Below are 15,470 nucleotides of genomic sequence, written 5' to 3'. Positions count from 1 at the left end.
CAAGGTGCTGGAATTTTCCGGCAACGTGATTCGCTGCCATGAGTTTACCGCATGGCAGACCCGGCACGAAAGAAACTTGAAAATCGTCAGGCTTGCGAATAAATAGGCAGTAAATAAGTAGTGTGCTAATTATAAGGCTTACTGACATGTCCCGCGAGACCGACAAGGAGCAGCTTCTGGATGAGGTCTCCGCTTTCACCCGCAAACTGCGCGCGTTTTTTGATGCGCGGGTGGGGGAAAGCGGGCTGACTCTGGCCCGTGCGCGTGCGCTTTTTGCGCTCTCGCGGCGCGGTCCGCTGACGCAGACGGAACTTGCGGAGGAAATGGAAATCGAAACCCCGACACTGGTGCGGGTACTTGACGGCATGGAGAAACAGAACCTCATCGAGCGTCGCTCCGATGAAAACGATCGCCGCGCCAAGCGTATCCATATGACGGAAGAAGGTGAGAAGACCTCCGGCACGGTGCAGGCGGTGGCAAGGTCGCTGCGTTCGGAAATCACCGCCGATATTTCGTCTGAAGATCTGGCGATGGCGCTTGATGTAATGCGCCGTCTTTCGGCCAATCTGCAGAACCTCGCAGCCGGGAGGGTGCAATCGTGAGCAGCGTGTTGCCGCAGACCCCGGATGAGGCCGCTTCCCAAAATGTCGAGGTGACCGCCAAACCTGCCGAGCTTCCGGAAGAGGAAGCGACTGTACCGCCAAGTGCCGCCGGCACTGACGAGACCGTGGCGGAAGCCGCCGCTGTCGCCGCGCCGCTACCGATGGAGCGGCCGGTATGGCTGCGGCTGTGCTTCATCTTCGCCGGCCTGTCGTTCTTCATCACGCAAGGGCTGGGCATGAACCTCGTCATGGCCAATCTCTACCAGCTTCAGGGCGAGTTTTCCGCCACGGTTGCCGAGGCGGCCTGGCTTTCCGCCGCCTATATGGCGCCCTACGCCACCTTCTCCATCGCGCTCTTCAAGGTCAGGGCGCAATATGGCCTGCGACCCTTTGCCGAAGTCTCGATTATCGCCTTTGTCGTCGCTTCCTGTCTCAACCTGTTCGTGACGGACCTGCATTCGGCAACCGTGATCCGTTTCGTCAGCGGCATGGCCGCCGCCCCGATCTCATCGCTTGGATTCCTCTATATTCTCGAGGCTTTTCCGCCAGCCCGGAAATTCTCGCTCGGTTTCAGCATCGCGTTGACCGGCACGTTGCTGTCGGCACCCATCGCGCGCATCGTTTCGCCGTCCCTGCTGGAAATCGGCGGCTGGAACGCGCTCTATTCCATGGAGGTGGGTTTTGCGCTGATCTCGCTCGCCATGATCTATGTGCTGAAAGTCACGCCGCCGCCGCGTGCGAAGGTCATCGAGCGTATGGATATTCTGAGCTATCTGTTGTTTGCGGGCGGTCTCGGCTGTCTTGCGGTGATGCTCACTCTCGGCCGGTTCTACTGGTGGTTCGAAACCTGGTGGCTCGGCGTGCTTCTGGCGACGTCGATCGCGCTTCTAACCCTCATGGCCTTCATCGAATTGCCGCGCAAGAACCCACTGCTCGACCTGCGCTGGATTTTCTCGAAAACCAACCTGCATGTCATTGCAGTCCTGCTCGTTTATCGTGCGGTTTCCTCCGAGCAATCCTCAACGGCGGTCGGATTTTACCAGCAGCTTGGTCTGTTAAACGATCAGACGACGACGCTTTATGCGCTGGTGCTGCTGGCAACTGTCCTCGGCGGTGCCGCCTGCGCCTGGCTGATGCTGACGAAATATGTTGATACGGCCCATGTGATTGCGCTGACGCTGATTGCGGCCGGTTCATTCATGGATAGCCAGTCCACCAATCTGACACGGCCGGGTGAGATGTATCTCAGCCAGATGATGATCGCCTTCGGCGCCGCCATGTTCCTGCCGCCCGTCATGTCCAAGGGCTTTGCCGCAGCACTTGGCAGAGGCGCGCCCTATCTCGTGAATTTCATCGCCATCTTCCTGTTCACCCAGATCACGGGTTCGATGCTGATGACCGGGCTGCTTGGCAGCTTCGTGACGCTGCGGGAAAAATTCCATTCCAATATTCTGGTGGAAAATGTCCTGCTCACCAACCCCGTGGTCGCCCAGCGCGTATCTCAGCTTTCCGGCGCCTACAGCCATGTCATCACCGACCCGGCGCTCCTGAAGGCTGAAGGGTTGTCCCTGCTGGGTCAGCAGGTCAGCAAGGAAGCCTATGTGCTTGCCTATAATGACACGTTCCTGCTGATCTCAGTCGTTTCGGCGCTGGCACTGGCCGCGCTTTTGCTCCACCTTGCCTGGATGCGCATCCGTCCGTTCCTTTTCCGGGACAAGGTCGATGCCGCCCCGGCGCTACAGTCTTGAACCTCCAAGAGTGACATTATGCTGAAGAAGTTTTTTACCCCCGTTTCCATTCTCGTACTGCTCGGTGGCATCGCCGGTGTGGCACTCGTGCTTTACGCCTGGCGGCTGCCGCCTTTCCTTTCCACCGTCGAAATGACCGACAACGCCTTCGTGCGTGGTTATGTGACGACCATGAGCCCGCAGGTCAGCGGTTATGTCGTGGATGTCCCGGTGAAGGACTATCAGGAAGTCAAGGAGGGCGCCCTGCTGGCCAAGATCGATGACCGCATCTATCGCCAGAAACAGGCGCAGGCGGAAGCCACGCTCGATACCCACAAGGCAGCGCTCGACAATTCCCGCCAGCAGGAAAATGCCGCCAATGCCAATATCCGCTCCAGCGAAGCGGCAGTCGACGGCGCCGAGGCCTCGCTGAAGCAGGCGCAGCTCGCCTCCGACCGGCAGGATAATCTCATCAAGAGCGGTGCCGGAACCTCCAGCCTGCAAGAAGAAGCCCATGCCGCGCTTGAAAAGGCGCGGGCATCCCTCTCGCAGGCGAAAGCGGCGCTCGAGGTTTCCCGTCAGGATCTGCAGACCATCATCGTCAATCGCAGCTCGCTGCAGGCCGCCGTCGCCAATGCCGAAGCCGCCGTCGAGCTCGCCCGCATCGATCTTGCCAATACCGAAATCCACGCGCCCGTGGATGGCAGGCTCGGCGAAGTCGGCGTGCGCACCGGCCAATATGTCACCGCCGGCACGCAACTGATGGCCGTCGTGCCGCATGATGTCTGGGTTATCGCCAATTTCAAGGAAACCCAGCTCGCCGGCATGCAGGTGGGCCAACCGGTGACGATTTCGGTCGATGCGTTGCATCGCCGCAAGCTCACCGGCCATGTGGAGCGGTTCTCCCCCGCGACGGGTTCGGAATTCGCCGTCATCAAGCCCGACAATGCGACCGGCAATTTCGTGAAGATCGCCCAGCGTCTCGGCGTGCGGATCGTGATCGATGCGGATCAGCCGCTCGCGGCGGAGCTTTCGCCGGGCATGTCGGTGGTGGTGCATGTGGATAAGAGCAAGGCGCCTGATGGGGCGGAGACGGCGGCGAGGTAGTCGGTAAAGGTTGGAGGGTGTGGTTTACCCCCCTCTGTCCTGCCGGACATCTCCCCCTCAAGGGGGGAGATCAACAATAAGCTCTCCCGTTGCTTCATTCTCAAATGTCGAGATTGCCGCGACCTCGCCGCGGGTCGATCTCCCCCCTTGAGGGGGAGATGCCCGGCAGGGCAGAGGGGGGTAAAACCCTCCGCGAACTCGAAGCCCCAAACACAAAAACCCCGGATGTCTCCATCCGGGGTTTTCTTATGGCCGCAAGGGCCAAATCTTATTCGTCGTCGCCGTCGCGATCAGCTTCCGGATCGAAGAAGTCTTCCGGACGCAGTGCGTCTTCGTCAACGCCGTAGATGGCGTCAGCGGAGGTAAGGCTCTCGCCCTTGGCCTGGCGTTCTGCTTCTTCGGCGGAACGGGCAACGTTCAGCTCGACCTGAAGCTCGACTTCGGCGTGCAGGTGCAGGGTAACGTTGTGCAGGCCGATGGTCTTGATCGGCGTGTTCAGTTCAACCTGGTTGCGGCCGATGTTGAAGCCTTCGGCGCCGAGGATTTCGACGACGTCGCGGGCAGCAACAGAACCGTACAGCTGACCGGTTTCGCCAGCCGAACGGACGACGATGAAGGACTTGCCTTCGAGTGCTTCGGCAACCGTCTGGGCTTCCGACTTGCGCTCGAGGTTACGGGCTTCAAGCGTTGCGCGCTCGGTTTCGAAACGGGTCTTGTTGGCAGCGTTGGCGCGCAGCGCCTTGCCCTGCGGCAGCAGGAAGTTACGGGCATAGCCGTCGCGAACCTTGACGGTTTCGCCCATCTGGCCGAGCTTGTTGATGCGTTCGAGAAGAATAACGTCCATCTTCTTGATCCTTTCTAGTTGTTGGTTTCGTTCGTATTGTCGTTTTTCCGCGCCGGCGTCAGGGAGATCGTGCTGCGCACGTCGCTGAGGCCGAACACGAGAATGATGAACAGCGGAAAGACAAAGACCGCCGAGAGGTATGCGAGAATGAGAACCGGCAGACGCCAGTCCTTGCCGCGCGCTTTTTTATGCAGGGAGGCATAACCCGCCATCAGGAAGCCCGCGCCAAAGGTGCCGCAGATGACCGCGCCGACCATGGCCGCGACGCCGCCGAGGAACATGGCGACAATGCCGGCGAGGAAAATGAAGATGGCGTTGCGGTGCATGCGCAGCGCGGAAGCGATGTCCTCGCGCGGGCGCAGGCCCTTGCCGAAGGAACCGACCAGTCGCGTCGCGAAATAATAGGCCGCAAACAGGAGAATGACCCAAAGACCGCCCTGGACGATCGGCAGCATCAGCACCAGAAGGGATTTTGTCTGGGCCAGCGCTTCGGCATTGGGCTCGAATAAAGGTTCGCGGTTCTGCACCGAGGTCATCATGATATCGACCATGCGTGCGACGAGATCGGGACCGTAACCGATCATCCAGCCGAGAATGACGACGGCGACGGAAACCAGAATGCACAGATGCAGCACGATGCCGGACAGCGGATACCAGGCAAGCAGATCATCCGGACCGCCGAGTTCGGAGGCCGGGCGCGCCAGATTGGCGAGATGCGAAAGCCAGCCCGCCGGGATCAGCGTGAATATGGCAATGGTCAGCGCGAAAAGCGGCGACATGACCAAAGCGCCGATGATGGCGGTGGTGATGATCGCGATAATGGCGGCGCGGTTGCCCCAGCCCATGCCTGCAATGAAGATCGGCATGGCGGAACCGGCATAAAGCAGGAAAGAAAGCGACGACTGTGCCGTTGCGCCAAGCGTTAAAAACGCGGCGCATATGCCGGCGAGAACGCCGGAAATCAGCACTGTCTGGTTCAACTTCTGCACTTCGCTGTCCTGCTGAAACTTAAGCAGTTAGAGGATCGCTCCAGAGAGCCTCATCCCCAACATGGGTTTTTAGAGTATCGATCCGCGCCCAACGCGGAAGGATTGGGAGAAACGAGGCCGCGCCAAAACGCAGCCTCGCTTCAATTCATTACGCTACCACGTAAGGCAGCAGGCCGAGGAAGCGGGCGCGCTTGATCGCCTGGGCGAGTTCGCGCTGCTTCTTCTGGGAAACGGCCGTGATGCGGGAAGGAACGATCTTGCCGCGCTCGGAAATGTAGCGCTGCAGCAGACGAACGTCCTTGTAGTCGATCTTCGGAGCGTTTGCGCCGGAGAAGGGGCACGTCTTGCGACGGCGGTGGAACGGGCGGCGTGCCTGGGAAGAGGATGTATCAGCCATTGGTCAATTCTCCTTATGCACGGTCTTCGCGCGGACGGCGCGGACGGTCTTCGCGGTCGCCGAAGCCACCTTCACGCGGTGCGCGCGGGCCACGATCTTCACGCGGGCCACGGTCCGGACGGTCGCCGTCACGGCGCGGACGGTCGTCGCGATCGCGCTTCTGCATCATCGCGGACGGGCCTTCTTCGTGGGCTTCGACGGCGATGGTCATGTAGCGAAGAACGTCTTCGTTGATGCGCATCTGGCGCTCGACTTCATGGATGGCGGCCGCCGGAGCGTCGATGTCCATGAGAGCGTAGTGAGCCTTGCGGTTCTTCTTGATGCGGTAGGTGAGGGACTTCAGACCCCAGTTCTCGACGCGTCCGACTTTACCGCCGAACGATTCGATAACGCCCTTGTACTGCTCGACAAGTGCGTCGACCTGCTGGGCAGAAATATCCTGCCGGGCAAGGAAGATGTGTTCGTAAAGAGCCATTTAAGCTTTGCCTTTCTTGCGTTTCGTCCTTCACCCGGCAACGGCGCTAAGCCTCAACGACTGCTCCTGAAAAGGCGTGAGCCTTAAAGCAAGAAAAGCGTTGTTCGAGACGGTCGAGAGCGGAGACACGGGAGGCCGGAAAAACCTTATGGTTCCTGCTGTTCCGTCACCGGAACCAGCCCTCCGTTCAGCCACCAGCCAATTGGACCGGGTGTTGTGAACAGCGCGCTTATACGGATTTTTGCCCGGAATGCAAGGGCGACCGTGAAAAAGCGCGCCGTTTGATCATCAGATCGGCATTGGATATTGCCGGTGGATGGCTGCGATGCCCTTCAGCACGTCTTCGGAAAGAGTGATATCTGCGGCCGCAATATCAACCTTCAGCTGCTCCATCGTGGTGGCGCCGATGATGACGGAGGCCATGAAGGGGCGCGTCAGGCAGAAGGCGATGGCGAGTTTTGCGGGGTCGATACCATGAGCGGCAGCAAGCTCCAGATAGGCCTTGACCGGCGCTTCCTGATGCGGCTGCAAACGGCCACCGAGATCCTTGTTGATGGTTCCGCGTGAACCGGCGGGACGAGCGCCGTTCTGGTATTTGCCGGTCAGCAGCCCTGCCGCCAGTGGCGAATAGGCGAGCAGGCCGACATCTTCGTGATGGGCGACTTCCGCCATGTCCAGATCGAAGCTGCGATAGAGCAGGTTATATTCGTTCTGGATGGTGGCGACGCGCGGCAGGCCGTTAGCCTCGGCAATATCGATATATTTCTGCGTACCCCAGGCGCTTTCGTTGGAAAGGCCAATGGCGCGGATTTTTCCGGCCTTAACCAATTCGCCGAGCGTTTCCAGCTTTTCGGTGATTTCGGCAAGCGTGCGCTTGGTATCCTGACCGGAAGCGTCAAAGCTCCATACACCACGGAAATGATAGGTGCCGCGATTCGGCCAGTGGATTTGGTAGAGATCGATATAGTCGGTTTTCAGGCGCTGGAGGCTGGTATCGACAGCCTCGCGGATCGCGGCAGCGTCGATATCGCGACCGCCACGAATGTAATCGCGTCCTGAGCCGGCAACCTTGGTGGCGAGCACGACCTGATCGCGCTTTCCGGTCTTTTCAAACCATGTGCCGATATAATCTTCCGTCCGGCCCTGAGTTTCGGCGGAAACGGGCGTGGTGGGGTAAAGCTCTGCCGTATCGAAGAAATTGACGCCGTTTTCGACGGCGTAATCCATCTGCGCATGCGCTTCGGCTTCGGTGTTCTGCGTGCCCCATGTCATGGTGCCGAGGCAGATTTCAGACACGGAAATACCCGTGCGGCCCAATAGTCTCTGTTTCATGGAAATGTCCCGGTGCTTGGCCAGATAGTTTGGAAGGTGGGGTGAAAGTAATGGGGATTTGCCGCAGTGCAAGAAAAAATATGATGAAAAGAAAGGGGAAAACAGGTTGGCAAAACCCCTGACAAACGCCTGCCATAGGGCTTCAAGCCTTGACTTCGCTAGCCGGAATGTGAATGGAAGTCCGAAAGAATAAAGGCAAGGCCAGAAAAGAAGGACGACATCCCATGGGTATTGCATTCACATTTCCCGGTCAGGGAAGCCAGGCCGTCGGCATGGGCAAGGAGCTGGCGGACACCTATCCGGAAGCGCGCGCCGTGTTTCAGGAAGTCGATGAGGCGCTCGACCAGAAGCTTTCCGACATCATGTGGAACGGTCCGGAAGAAACGCTGACGCTGACCGCTAACGCCCAGCCGGCCCTCATGGCCGTCTCTATGGCAGTGATGCGCGTTCTGGAAGCGCGTGGCCTGAAGCTGTCCGATACGGTGTCTTATGTGGCTGGCCATTCGCTTGGCGAATATTCGGCGCTCTGTGCTGCCGGGACCTTTTCGATTGCCGATACCGCGCGGCTTCTGCGCACCCGCGGCAACGCCATGCAGGCCGCCGTGCCGGTCGGCGAAGGCGCCATGGCAGCGATCATCGGGCTGGAGCATGATGCGGTTTCGGCAATCTGCGAGGAGGCCGGCATTCTCGGCGTCTGCCAGATCGCCAATGATAATGGCGGCGGCCAGCTGGTCATCTCCGGCTCCAAGGCCGCTGTCGAGAAAGCCGCCGCGATCGCTTCCGAAAAAGGTGCCAAGCGCGCCATCATGCTGCCGGTTTCCGCGCCTTTCCACTCGGCGCTGATGGCGCCGGCTGCGGAAGCGATGCGCGAGGCGCTGGCCAATGTCGAAAAGAAGGCGCCCGTCGTGCCCGTCATCGCCAATGTACGCGCCGCGCCGGTTTCCGATGCCGACGAGATCGCCGCCCTGCTGGTCGAGCAGGTGACGGGTCAGGTGCGCTGGCGCGAAACGGTTGAGTGGTTTGCCGCCAACAATATCACGCAGCTTTACGAGATCGGCTCCGGCAAGGTGCTGACGGGCCTTGCCCGCCGTATCGACAAGACGGTGAACGGCGTTGCCGTCAACGGTGCAGCCGATATCGACCAGCTTCTTGCCACTCTTATCGGCTGAGACGGGCTTCGCCCCGCAACGGCTTTTATTTTTGACAATTCCCGACGCAGAGCCGCAAAACTTCCTGCGGACTTGCCATTAAGAAGGAACGGACCATGTTAGATCTGACAGGCCGCAAGGCTCTCGTAACCGGCGCGACCGGCGGCATCGGCGAAGAAATCGCCCGCCTTCTGCACAAACAGGGCGCAACAGTCGGCCTGCACGGCACCCGCGTTGAAAAACTTGAGGCGCTGGCGGCGGAACTTGGCGACCGCGTCAAGATTTTCCCGGCCAACCTCGCCGACCGCGCCGAGGTCAAGGCGCTCGGCGAAAAGGCCGAAGCCGAGCTGGAAGGCGTCGATATTCTCGTCAACAATGCCGGCATCACCAAGGACGGCCTCTTCGTGCGCATGAGCGACGAGGACTGGGACAACGTCATCGAAGTGAACCTGACGGCGATGTTCCGCCTGACGCGCGAGCTGACGCATCCGATGATGCGCCGCCGTTTTGGCCGCATCATCAACATCACCTCCATCGTCGGTGTTACGGGCAATCCCGGCCAGGCGAACTATTGCGCCTCCAAGGCCGGCATGATCGGTTTTTCGAAGTCGCTGGCGCAGGAAATCGCCACCCGCAACGTCACCGTCAACTGCGTGGCGCCGGGCTTCATTGAAAGCGCGATGACCGGCAAGCTGAACGACAAGCAGAAAGACGCCATCATGGGCGCCATTCCCATGAAGCGCATGGGCACCGGCGCCGAGGTTGCGTCTGCCGTTCTGTATCTGGCTTCCAATGAAGCCGCCTACATGACCGGCCAGACCCTGCACGTCAACGGTGGCATGGCGATGATCTGACGGCACTTGCGGCCGTCATAAAAGGATTGCGGCGCTGTTTAAGCACCTTCTTGGGTAGCTGGCGCCGCAAGGCCCCGCTTGCTGGTTTTCGGGGAAATTGCCTGTCATACGCTGTGCTTAGCGCGTTTTCAGGCTTTTCGACCGATTGAAACCATGTTAAGCGGGCCAAGACTGTGAACAGTCGTCCCGGAGAGACAGGAAGCCGTTGCGATTTTGCGTGACGATGTCTAGCTTGGACCGGGTTGAACGGGTTTGCCAGCGGTGCCGGATTTGAACGGCGCATGAGGGCTTCTAACAGGGCAGGGTGCCGAAAGGCATTCCCTTTCAAAATAAAGGTCGAGGAAACCGACATGAGCGATATCGCAGAACGCGTAAAGAAAATTGTAATTGATCATCTTGGCGTTGACGCCGACAAGGTTGTCGAAGGCGCCAGCTTCATTGACGATCTGGGCGCTGATTCGCTCGACACCGTTGAACTGGTCATGGCTTTCGAAGAAGAATTCGGCGTTGAGATTCCCGACGACGCAGCTGACTCGATCCTGACCGTCGGCGACGCCGTCAAGTTCATCGAGAAGGCCCAGGCCTGATCGACCTTCATCGGGAAGGTGACATATCTTCCCGTCTTGGCCCGGCTTGTCCGGGCCAATGTTTTATAGGCAGACGGTAGGTGCTTCGAAGGGCGCGCTTTCCTGCTGTCGCAAGGGTCACGGGCCGCAACAACGCGGCCTGCAACCTTCATGCAAAGATTTAGACATACTGCAGCCTGCCGTGAGTACCATACCATGGTGCCCGGTGTTGCAGAAAAGACCGATGATTTGGATAAGGGCGGAGCATTGGCGATGAGGCGTGTCGTTATCACCGGTACCGGCATGGTATCTCCTCTTGGATGTGGAACGGAAGTGACCTGGGAGCGGCTTTTGGCCGGCCAGAACGGCGCCCGTCTCGTGACTGAATTCGAGGTCGAAGACCTGCCCGCAAAGATCGCCTGCCGCATTCCCGTCGGCGACGGCTCCAACGGCACCTTCAATGCCGATGACTGGATGGAGCCCAAGGAACAGCGCAAGGTCGATCCTTTCATCCTCTACGGCATGGCTGCCGCCGACATGGCGCTTGCCGACGCAAACTGGCATCCGGAAACGGACGACGACCAGATCGCCACCGGCGTTCTGATTGGCTCCGGCATCGGCGGTCTGGAAGGCATCGTCGAGGCGGGTTACACGCTGCGCGACAAGGGCCCACGCCGCATTTCTCCATTTTTCATTCCCGGCCGTCTGATCAACCTCGTATCCGGCCAGGTTTCCATTCGCCACAAGCTGCGCGGTCCGAATCATTCCGTGGTAACGGCCTGCTCGACCGGCGCACACGCTATCGGCGACGCCGCCCGGCTGATCGCGCTTGGCGATGCCGAGGTCATGGTTGCCGGTGGTGCCGAATCGCCGGTCTGCCGCATCGCGCTTGCCGGTTTTGCCGCCTGCAAGGCGCTTTCCACCCAGCACAATGACGACCCGCAGAAGGCTTCGCGTCCCTACGACCGCGACCGCGACGGTTTCGTCATGGGCGAGGGCGCTGGCATCGTCGTTCTCGAAGAGCTCGAGCATGCCAAGGCGCGCGGCGCGAAGATTTACGCCGAAGTCGTCGGTTACGGCCTTTCCGGTGATGCCTTCCATATCACGGCGCCGTCCGAGGACGGCGACGGTGCCTACCGCTGCATGTCCATGGCGCTGAAGCGTGCGGGCCTTACGCCTGACGATATCGACTATATCAACGCCCACGGCACCTCCACCATGGCCGACACGATCGAGCTTGGCGCGGTCGAACGTCTGGTCGGCGAATCGGCTCCGAAGATTTCCATGTCTTCCACCAAGTCGGCCACCGGCCATCTTCTAGGCGCTGCCGGCGCTATCGAGGCAATTTTCGCGACGCTTGCGATCCGCGACAACATTGTTCCGCCGACGCTCAATCTCGACAATCCCGATGTCGAGACGAAGATCGACCTCGTGCCGCACAAGGCGCGCAAGCGGCAGGTCAATGTGGCGCTCTCGAACTCCTTCGGTTTTGGCGGCACCAACGCCTCGCTCGTGCTGCGTCGTTACGAAGCATAATCGCGGCGGCGATTTGCCATCGCGATGGCATTCGCGCCGCAAGCCGTCCATGGCGGTTGCGGCGTTCTCCTGCCGGACGCCGACAAGCATGTTCTTTCCTTTGAAGAACGTATCACGGCTTGCGAAAGCCATTCCGATTTTCGCGCCGATATTGTAGTCGTTTATGGAAGACGTTTGCCGGGTCGGGTTATTTCCGGCTGCGGGCGGCTTTCTCCATGGGCTTTGTCCTAAACGATGGCCGTGAAGCGCAATATCAGGGCTTCACGATATCTCCATGTGGTGCGGGACGGCATTCCGAACCTGTTTTTGCCGCATTACCTGCGCAAAAAGCGCTGACAACGCCGAACTGAAAAGGACCGACGGTGAGCGACACGAATCAGAACAGCCAGGGACCATACGGGCAGAACGGTGCGGGCGAAGGCAATCGCGGCCCGATCATTCCGAAATCCCCGACGGAAGCCTTGCGGCCGGAAAAAGTGCCGGCGCCACCCAAGCGCTCGCGCAAGGCCCACGGGCAGCTTGTGATCTTCCTGAACTTTCTGATGACGCTCGCAGTCGCGGTCTGCGTACTCGCCATTGCCGCTTTCTATTACATGATCAATGCGTTCCAGGAGCCTGGTCCGCTTGAAACGAATACACATTTTACCGTCCGCAATGGCGCGGGTCTCATCGAGATTGCCAATAACCTCGAGCGCAACGACGTCATCTCGAACGCGCGCGTTTTCCGTCTGATGGCCGGCAGCTATCTGCAAAAGGACCAGACGCTGAAAACCGGCGAATATGAGATCAAGGCCGGCGCATCGATGAAGGATATCCTGCTGCTCCTGGAATCCGGCAAATCGATCCTTTATTCCGTGTCGCTGCCGGAAGGTCTGACCGTGAAGCAGATGTTCGCACGCCTTGCTGCAGACGAGGTGCTGGATGGTGAACTGCCCGCAACGCTGCCACCTGAGGGCAGTCTGCGCCCTGATACGTACCGCTTCACCCGCGGCACCAAACGCGAAGAAATCATCAGTCAGATGAGCGCGGCGCAGGACAAGCTGATCGACATGATCTGGGAGCGGCGTGATCCCGACCTGCCGATCAAGACCGTCGAAGAATTCGTGACGCTCGCCTCGATCGTCGAGAAGGAAACCGGCAAGGATGACGAGCGCGCCCACGTCGCCTCCGTCTTCTATAACCGCCTGAAGAAGGGCATGCGCCTGCAATCCGACCCGACGATCATCTACGGTCTGTTCGGCGGCGACGGCAAACCGTCCGACCGGCCGATCTATCAGTCGGACCTGCAGAAGCAGACGCCGTTCAACACCTATGTCATCAAGGGCCTGCCGCCGTCTCCCATCGCCAATCCGGGCCGGGCGGCGCTTGAGGCAGTCGCCAATCCATGGCGCACGGATGATATTTACTTCGTGGCCGATGGCACTGGCGGCCACGTCTTCGCCAAGACGCTTGAAGAGCACAACGCCAACGTCCGCCGCTGGCGCAAGATCGAGGCCGAAAAAGCTGCTTCCGGCGGCAATCCCGATGTGATCGTGGATGGTCAACCGGGCGGCGCCGAGGCGGAAAAACCTGCCAATAACTGATAATCTTAACCGGGCCCTGTCATCACAGGGCCCGTTTTGCGCGGCATGACCGGGGGGCTTTCAGATATGACATTGCAATCGATGACCGGCTTTGCGCGCAGCGAAGGAACCTCCGGCCGTTACCGCTGGGCCTGGGAGTTGCGTTCGGTGAACGGCAAGGGGCTCGATGTGCGCCTGCGCCTGCCGACCGGTCTTGAAGCACTGGAAAGCGGCCTGCGCGAAATCGCGAGCGAGCATCTTTCCCGCGGCAATATTCAGGCGGGCCTGACGCTGGCGATTGCGGAAAACCGGCTTGAGGCCGTGATCAACCGCGACGCGCTGGCCGCCGTTCTGGCGCTCAAGAAGGAGCTCGCTGATGTCGTGGACGACAAGCCGCTGAGCTTCGATACGTTGCTGACGATACGCGGGCTGGTCGATTTTCGTGAGGCGGAAGATGATGCCGAAGCGCAGGCGGCGCGCAATGGTGAAGTGCTTGCCGGTTTTGCCGCTGCCGTGGAGAGGCTGAAGGACATGCGCGAGCGGGAAGGGGCGTCGCTGTTTGCCATCCTCTCCGGCCACATCAACCGCATCGAGCAGCTCGTGGATATCATCGAGAATGACCCATCCCGCCAGCCCGAGCAGATTGCGGCACGGCTCGCCCAGCAGATCGCCCTCATCGGTGACGGTATGCACGGGCTCGACCGTGACCGCCTGCATGCCGAGGCAGCGCTGATTGCCACCAAGGCGGATCTGCGTGAAGAGATCGACCGGCTGCATGCCCATGTTCAGGCTTCCCGCGAACTGTTGGAGAATGGCGGCCCTGTCGGCCGCAAGCTCGATTTTCTTGCACAGGAATTTAACCGCGAGTCGAATACAATCTGTTCCAAATCGAATGCCAGTGCGGTAACCGCAGCGGGCATAGAGTTGAAAGTGGTGATCGACCAGTTTCGCGAACAGGTTCAAAATCTGGAGTAGACCCCATGGTCCCGGTGAATAATTCTCCCGTCACGATTGCCCGCAGGGGGCTGATGCTGGTGATTTCTTCGCCATCGGGCGCGGGCAAGTCCACGATTGCGCGCAATCTGCTTGAGAAAGACAAGAATATCAGCCTTTCCGTCAGCGTCACGACACGTCCGCGCCGCCAGAGCGAGATCGAGGGCATCCACTATCACTTCATCTCCAAGCGTGATTTCGAGCGCATGCGCGATAATGACGAGCTGCTCGAATGGGCCGAAGTCCACGGCAATTTTTATGGTACGCCGCGCGAACCGGTCGAAGCGGCGATGGCCGCCGGCCGCGACATGCTGTTCGATATCGACTGGCAGGGCGCCGAGCAGCTGCAGGACAAGATGAAGGCCGACGTCGTCTCGATCTTCATCCTGCCGCCGACCATGACCGAGTTGCAGTCACGGCTGCACCGCCGCGCTGAAGATAGCGAAGAGGTCATCAAGACCCGCCTCCTCAATTCCCGCGCAGAGATCGAACACTGGCGCGACTATGATTATGTCATCCTCAACGACGACCTGCAGGCTGCCTTCGAGGGCATAGAAGCGATCGTCAAGGCCGAACGCGTCCGCCGTGACCGCCGCCACGGCATGTTCGACTTCGTGAGGGCGTTGCTCGAGGAAGAGCCGAAGCTTTAACTGTCTCGCGTACTGTAACACCTTGGACTTCGCTAGAGGCTATCCAATTTGCTCAGCCATGTCTTGCAAGTGTGGATGTCAGCGTCTTCTTCAGCCCAGCCGTGACCGCCAGCGAATACTTCTAATGTAACGTCGGCGTCGGCTTTTTCGAATTGCCCGGCCAAATATGGCGCGTCTGAGGGATCGCGACGGGTATCGTCCTCTGTCGCAATCAGAAGCGCCGGATATCCCGCCATTGAGGGAAAAGCACGATTTGGACGGGGCGAAAGGGGGCGAAGTAATATTGCGGCTTTGGACAACGTCCGGTTTTGCAAAATCGCCTCTGCTGCGATGATTGCGCCATTCGAATACCCGGCAATAACGGGTGTGTGACCGGTTTCGCGGGCCACGAAATCCAGAAATATGCAGAGGCTTTCCGCCCGTCTTGCCAGATCGTCGAAGTCCAACTGGCGGTCTGGTGTCCGACGGAAAAAGGCGAAGCCGTTTTCGAAGGGCAGACTCCCCCTTGGCGAGAACAGGAACGCGTTTGGGAAAACAGACGAGCCGAACGATACGAGATCATCGTCTTTTCGGCCAGAACCATGCAATAAAACGACGGACATATCGGCGTCGGGCGAGGTTGTGTCGACCCTGAAGTGAAATCCTGCGAATTCCGGCATTCGCCCGCCTCCATTATTACTATGCGGTT

16 protein-coding genes are annotated in these 15,470 nt (G+C 59.6%); 10 read left to right on the top strand and 6 right to left on the bottom strand.

Annotated features, from left to right (window positions below; genetic code table 11):
* The first annotated feature begins 146 nt into the window (after positions 1-146).
* The 3 genes from O8B93_RS14185 to O8B93_RS14175 are packed head-to-tail and all read left to right on the top strand — an operon-like array spanning position 147 to position 3,436.
* Positions 147-602, top strand: a complete 456-nt coding sequence (locus tag O8B93_RS14185) for a MarR family winged helix-turn-helix transcriptional regulator (RefSeq protein WP_269710587.1) — start codon at positions 147-149, stop codon at positions 600-602.
* Positions 599-2,350, top strand: coding sequence for an MFS transporter (locus O8B93_RS14180; RefSeq protein WP_269710586.1), 1,752 nt, complete (start codon positions 599-601; stop codon positions 2,348-2,350). The genes O8B93_RS14185 and O8B93_RS14180 overlap by 4 nt, the downstream gene beginning before the upstream one ends.
* An 18-nt stretch (positions 2,351-2,368) precedes the next feature.
* The gene (locus O8B93_RS14175; protein ID WP_269710585.1) at positions 2,369-3,436 is read left to right on the top strand and encodes an HlyD family secretion protein; all 1,068 of its coding nucleotides are present in this window, start codon (positions 2,369-2,371) and stop codon (positions 3,434-3,436) included.
* 268 nt (positions 3,437-3,704) lie between these two features.
* On the opposite strand, the gene rplI is transcribed toward O8B93_RS14175, so the two are convergent.
* The 5 genes from rplI to O8B93_RS14150 all read right to left on the bottom strand — a co-directional run bounded on the left by rplI (position 3,705) and on the right by O8B93_RS14150 (position 7,473).
* On the bottom strand, positions 3,705-4,280 hold the full coding sequence (gene rplI / locus O8B93_RS14170) for a 50S ribosomal protein L9 (RefSeq protein WP_269710584.1): 576 nt from the start codon (positions 4,278-4,280) through the stop codon (positions 3,705-3,707).
* Between the two features lie 14 nt (positions 4,281-4,294).
* Entirely contained in the window at positions 4,295-5,269 is a 975-nt protein-coding gene (locus tag O8B93_RS14165) for a DUF2232 domain-containing protein (RefSeq protein WP_269710583.1), read from the bottom strand.
* A 148-nt stretch (positions 5,270-5,417) separates the two neighbouring features.
* Positions 5,418-5,666 carry a 30S ribosomal protein S18 gene (gene rpsR, locus O8B93_RS14160; protein ID WP_003496832.1) on the bottom strand — a complete coding sequence of 83 codons (249 nt, stop codon included), beginning with the start codon at positions 5,664-5,666 and terminating at the stop codon, positions 5,418-5,420.
* 13 nt (positions 5,667-5,679) lie between these two features.
* Positions 5,680-6,141 carry a 30S ribosomal protein S6 gene (gene rpsF, locus O8B93_RS14155; RefSeq protein WP_003502065.1) on the bottom strand — a complete coding sequence of 154 codons (462 nt, stop codon included), beginning with the start codon at positions 6,139-6,141 and terminating at the stop codon, positions 5,680-5,682.
* A 288-nt stretch (positions 6,142-6,429) separates the two neighbouring features.
* Positions 6,430-7,473 carry an aldo/keto reductase gene (locus tag O8B93_RS14150; protein ID WP_269710582.1) on the bottom strand — a complete coding sequence of 348 codons (1,044 nt, stop codon included), beginning with the start codon at positions 7,471-7,473 and terminating at the stop codon, positions 6,430-6,432.
* Positions 7,474-7,697: 224 nt separating this feature from the next.
* On the opposite strand from O8B93_RS14150, the gene fabD reads away from it, so the two are divergent.
* The 7 genes from fabD (at position 7,698) to gmk (ending at position 14,782) form a co-directional block, all read left to right on the top strand.
* Complete coding sequence (gene fabD / locus O8B93_RS14145; RefSeq protein WP_269710581.1) at positions 7,698-8,642, top strand: ACP S-malonyltransferase; 945 nt, start codon at positions 7,698-7,700, stop codon at positions 8,640-8,642.
* 95 nt (positions 8,643-8,737) lie between these two features.
* Positions 8,738-9,475 (top strand): 3-oxoacyl-[acyl-carrier-protein] reductase, encoded by a 738-nt coding sequence (gene fabG / locus O8B93_RS14140; RefSeq protein ID WP_006314577.1) that lies wholly within the window; start codon positions 8,738-8,740, stop codon positions 9,473-9,475.
* A 350-nt stretch (positions 9,476-9,825) separates the two neighbouring features.
* On the top strand, positions 9,826-10,062 hold the full coding sequence (locus O8B93_RS14135) for an acyl carrier protein (RefSeq protein WP_003502080.1): 237 nt from the start codon (positions 9,826-9,828) through the stop codon (positions 10,060-10,062).
* 252 nt (positions 10,063-10,314) lie between these two features.
* Positions 10,315-11,577, top strand: a complete 1,263-nt coding sequence (fabF, locus tag O8B93_RS14130) for a beta-ketoacyl-ACP synthase II (protein ID WP_269710580.1) — start codon at positions 10,315-10,317, stop codon at positions 11,575-11,577.
* 362 nt (positions 11,578-11,939) lie between these two features.
* Positions 11,940-13,160, top strand: a complete 1,221-nt coding sequence (gene mltG, locus O8B93_RS14125) for an endolytic transglycosylase MltG (RefSeq protein ID WP_269710579.1) — start codon at positions 11,940-11,942, stop codon at positions 13,158-13,160.
* A 66-nt stretch (positions 13,161-13,226) separates the two neighbouring features.
* Positions 13,227-14,114, top strand: a complete 888-nt coding sequence (locus O8B93_RS14120; RefSeq protein WP_269710578.1) for a YicC/YloC family endoribonuclease — start codon at positions 13,227-13,229, stop codon at positions 14,112-14,114.
* 5 nt (positions 14,115-14,119) lie between these two features.
* Positions 14,120-14,782, top strand: coding sequence for a guanylate kinase (gene gmk, locus O8B93_RS14115; RefSeq protein ID WP_269710577.1), 663 nt, complete (start codon positions 14,120-14,122; stop codon positions 14,780-14,782).
* A 32-nt stretch (positions 14,783-14,814) separates the two neighbouring features.
* Here gmk and O8B93_RS14110 read toward each other — a convergent pair whose 3' ends face one another.
* A complete protein-coding gene (locus O8B93_RS14110) occupies positions 14,815-15,441 on the bottom strand; it encodes an alpha/beta hydrolase (RefSeq protein WP_269710576.1) in 627 nt (208 codons plus the stop codon).
* Between the last annotated feature and the right edge of the window lie 29 nt (positions 15,442-15,470).

It is taken from the genome of Martinezella rhizogenes (genome assembly GCF_027460065.1).
GTDB classification, from domain to species: Bacteria; Pseudomonadota; Alphaproteobacteria; order Rhizobiales; family Rhizobiaceae; genus Agrobacterium; species Agrobacterium rhizogenes_C.
Note: the sequence above shows the minus strand (reverse complement) of the source record. Positions and strands in the feature narration are given on the sequence as shown.

Bases quoted from the DNA above. Each gene is read 5' to 3' on its own strand.
- O8B93_RS14185 (WP_269710587.1), top strand. From the start codon at position 147: ATGTCCCGCGAGACCGACAAGGAGCAGCTTCTGGATGAGGTCTCCGCT.
- fabF (WP_269710580.1), top strand. From the start codon at position 10,315: ATGAGGCGTGTCGTTATCACCGGTACCGGCATGGTATCTCCTCTTGGA.
- fabD (WP_269710581.1), top strand. From the start codon at position 7,698: ATGGGTATTGCATTCACATTTCCCGGTCAGGGAAGCCAGGCCGTCGGC.
- O8B93_RS14175 (WP_269710585.1), top strand. From the start codon at position 2,369: ATGCTGAAGAAGTTTTTTACCCCCGTTTCCATTCTCGTACTGCTCGGT.
- fabG (WP_006314577.1), top strand. From the start codon at position 8,738: ATGTTAGATCTGACAGGCCGCAAGGCTCTCGTAACCGGCGCGACCGGC.
- O8B93_RS14135 (WP_003502080.1), top strand. From the start codon at position 9,826: ATGAGCGATATCGCAGAACGCGTAAAGAAAATTGTAATTGATCATCTT.
- rplI (WP_269710584.1), bottom strand. From the start codon at position 4,280: ATGGACGTTATTCTTCTCGAACGCATCAACAAGCTCGGCCAGATGGGC.
- O8B93_RS14110 (WP_269710576.1), bottom strand. From the start codon at position 15,441: ATGCCGGAATTCGCAGGATTTCACTTCAGGGTCGACACAACCTCGCCC.
- O8B93_RS14150 (WP_269710582.1), bottom strand. From the start codon at position 7,473: ATGAAACAGAGACTATTGGGCCGCACGGGTATTTCCGTGTCTGAAATC.
- gmk (WP_269710577.1), top strand. From the start codon at position 14,120: ATGGTCCCGGTGAATAATTCTCCCGTCACGATTGCCCGCAGGGGGCTG.
- O8B93_RS14120 (WP_269710578.1), top strand. From the start codon at position 13,227: ATGACATTGCAATCGATGACCGGCTTTGCGCGCAGCGAAGGAACCTCC.
- rpsF (WP_003502065.1), bottom strand. From the start codon at position 6,141: ATGGCTCTTTACGAACACATCTTCCTTGCCCGGCAGGATATTTCTGCC.
- rpsR (WP_003496832.1), bottom strand. From the start codon at position 5,666: ATGGCTGATACATCCTCTTCCCAGGCACGCCGCCCGTTCCACCGCCGT.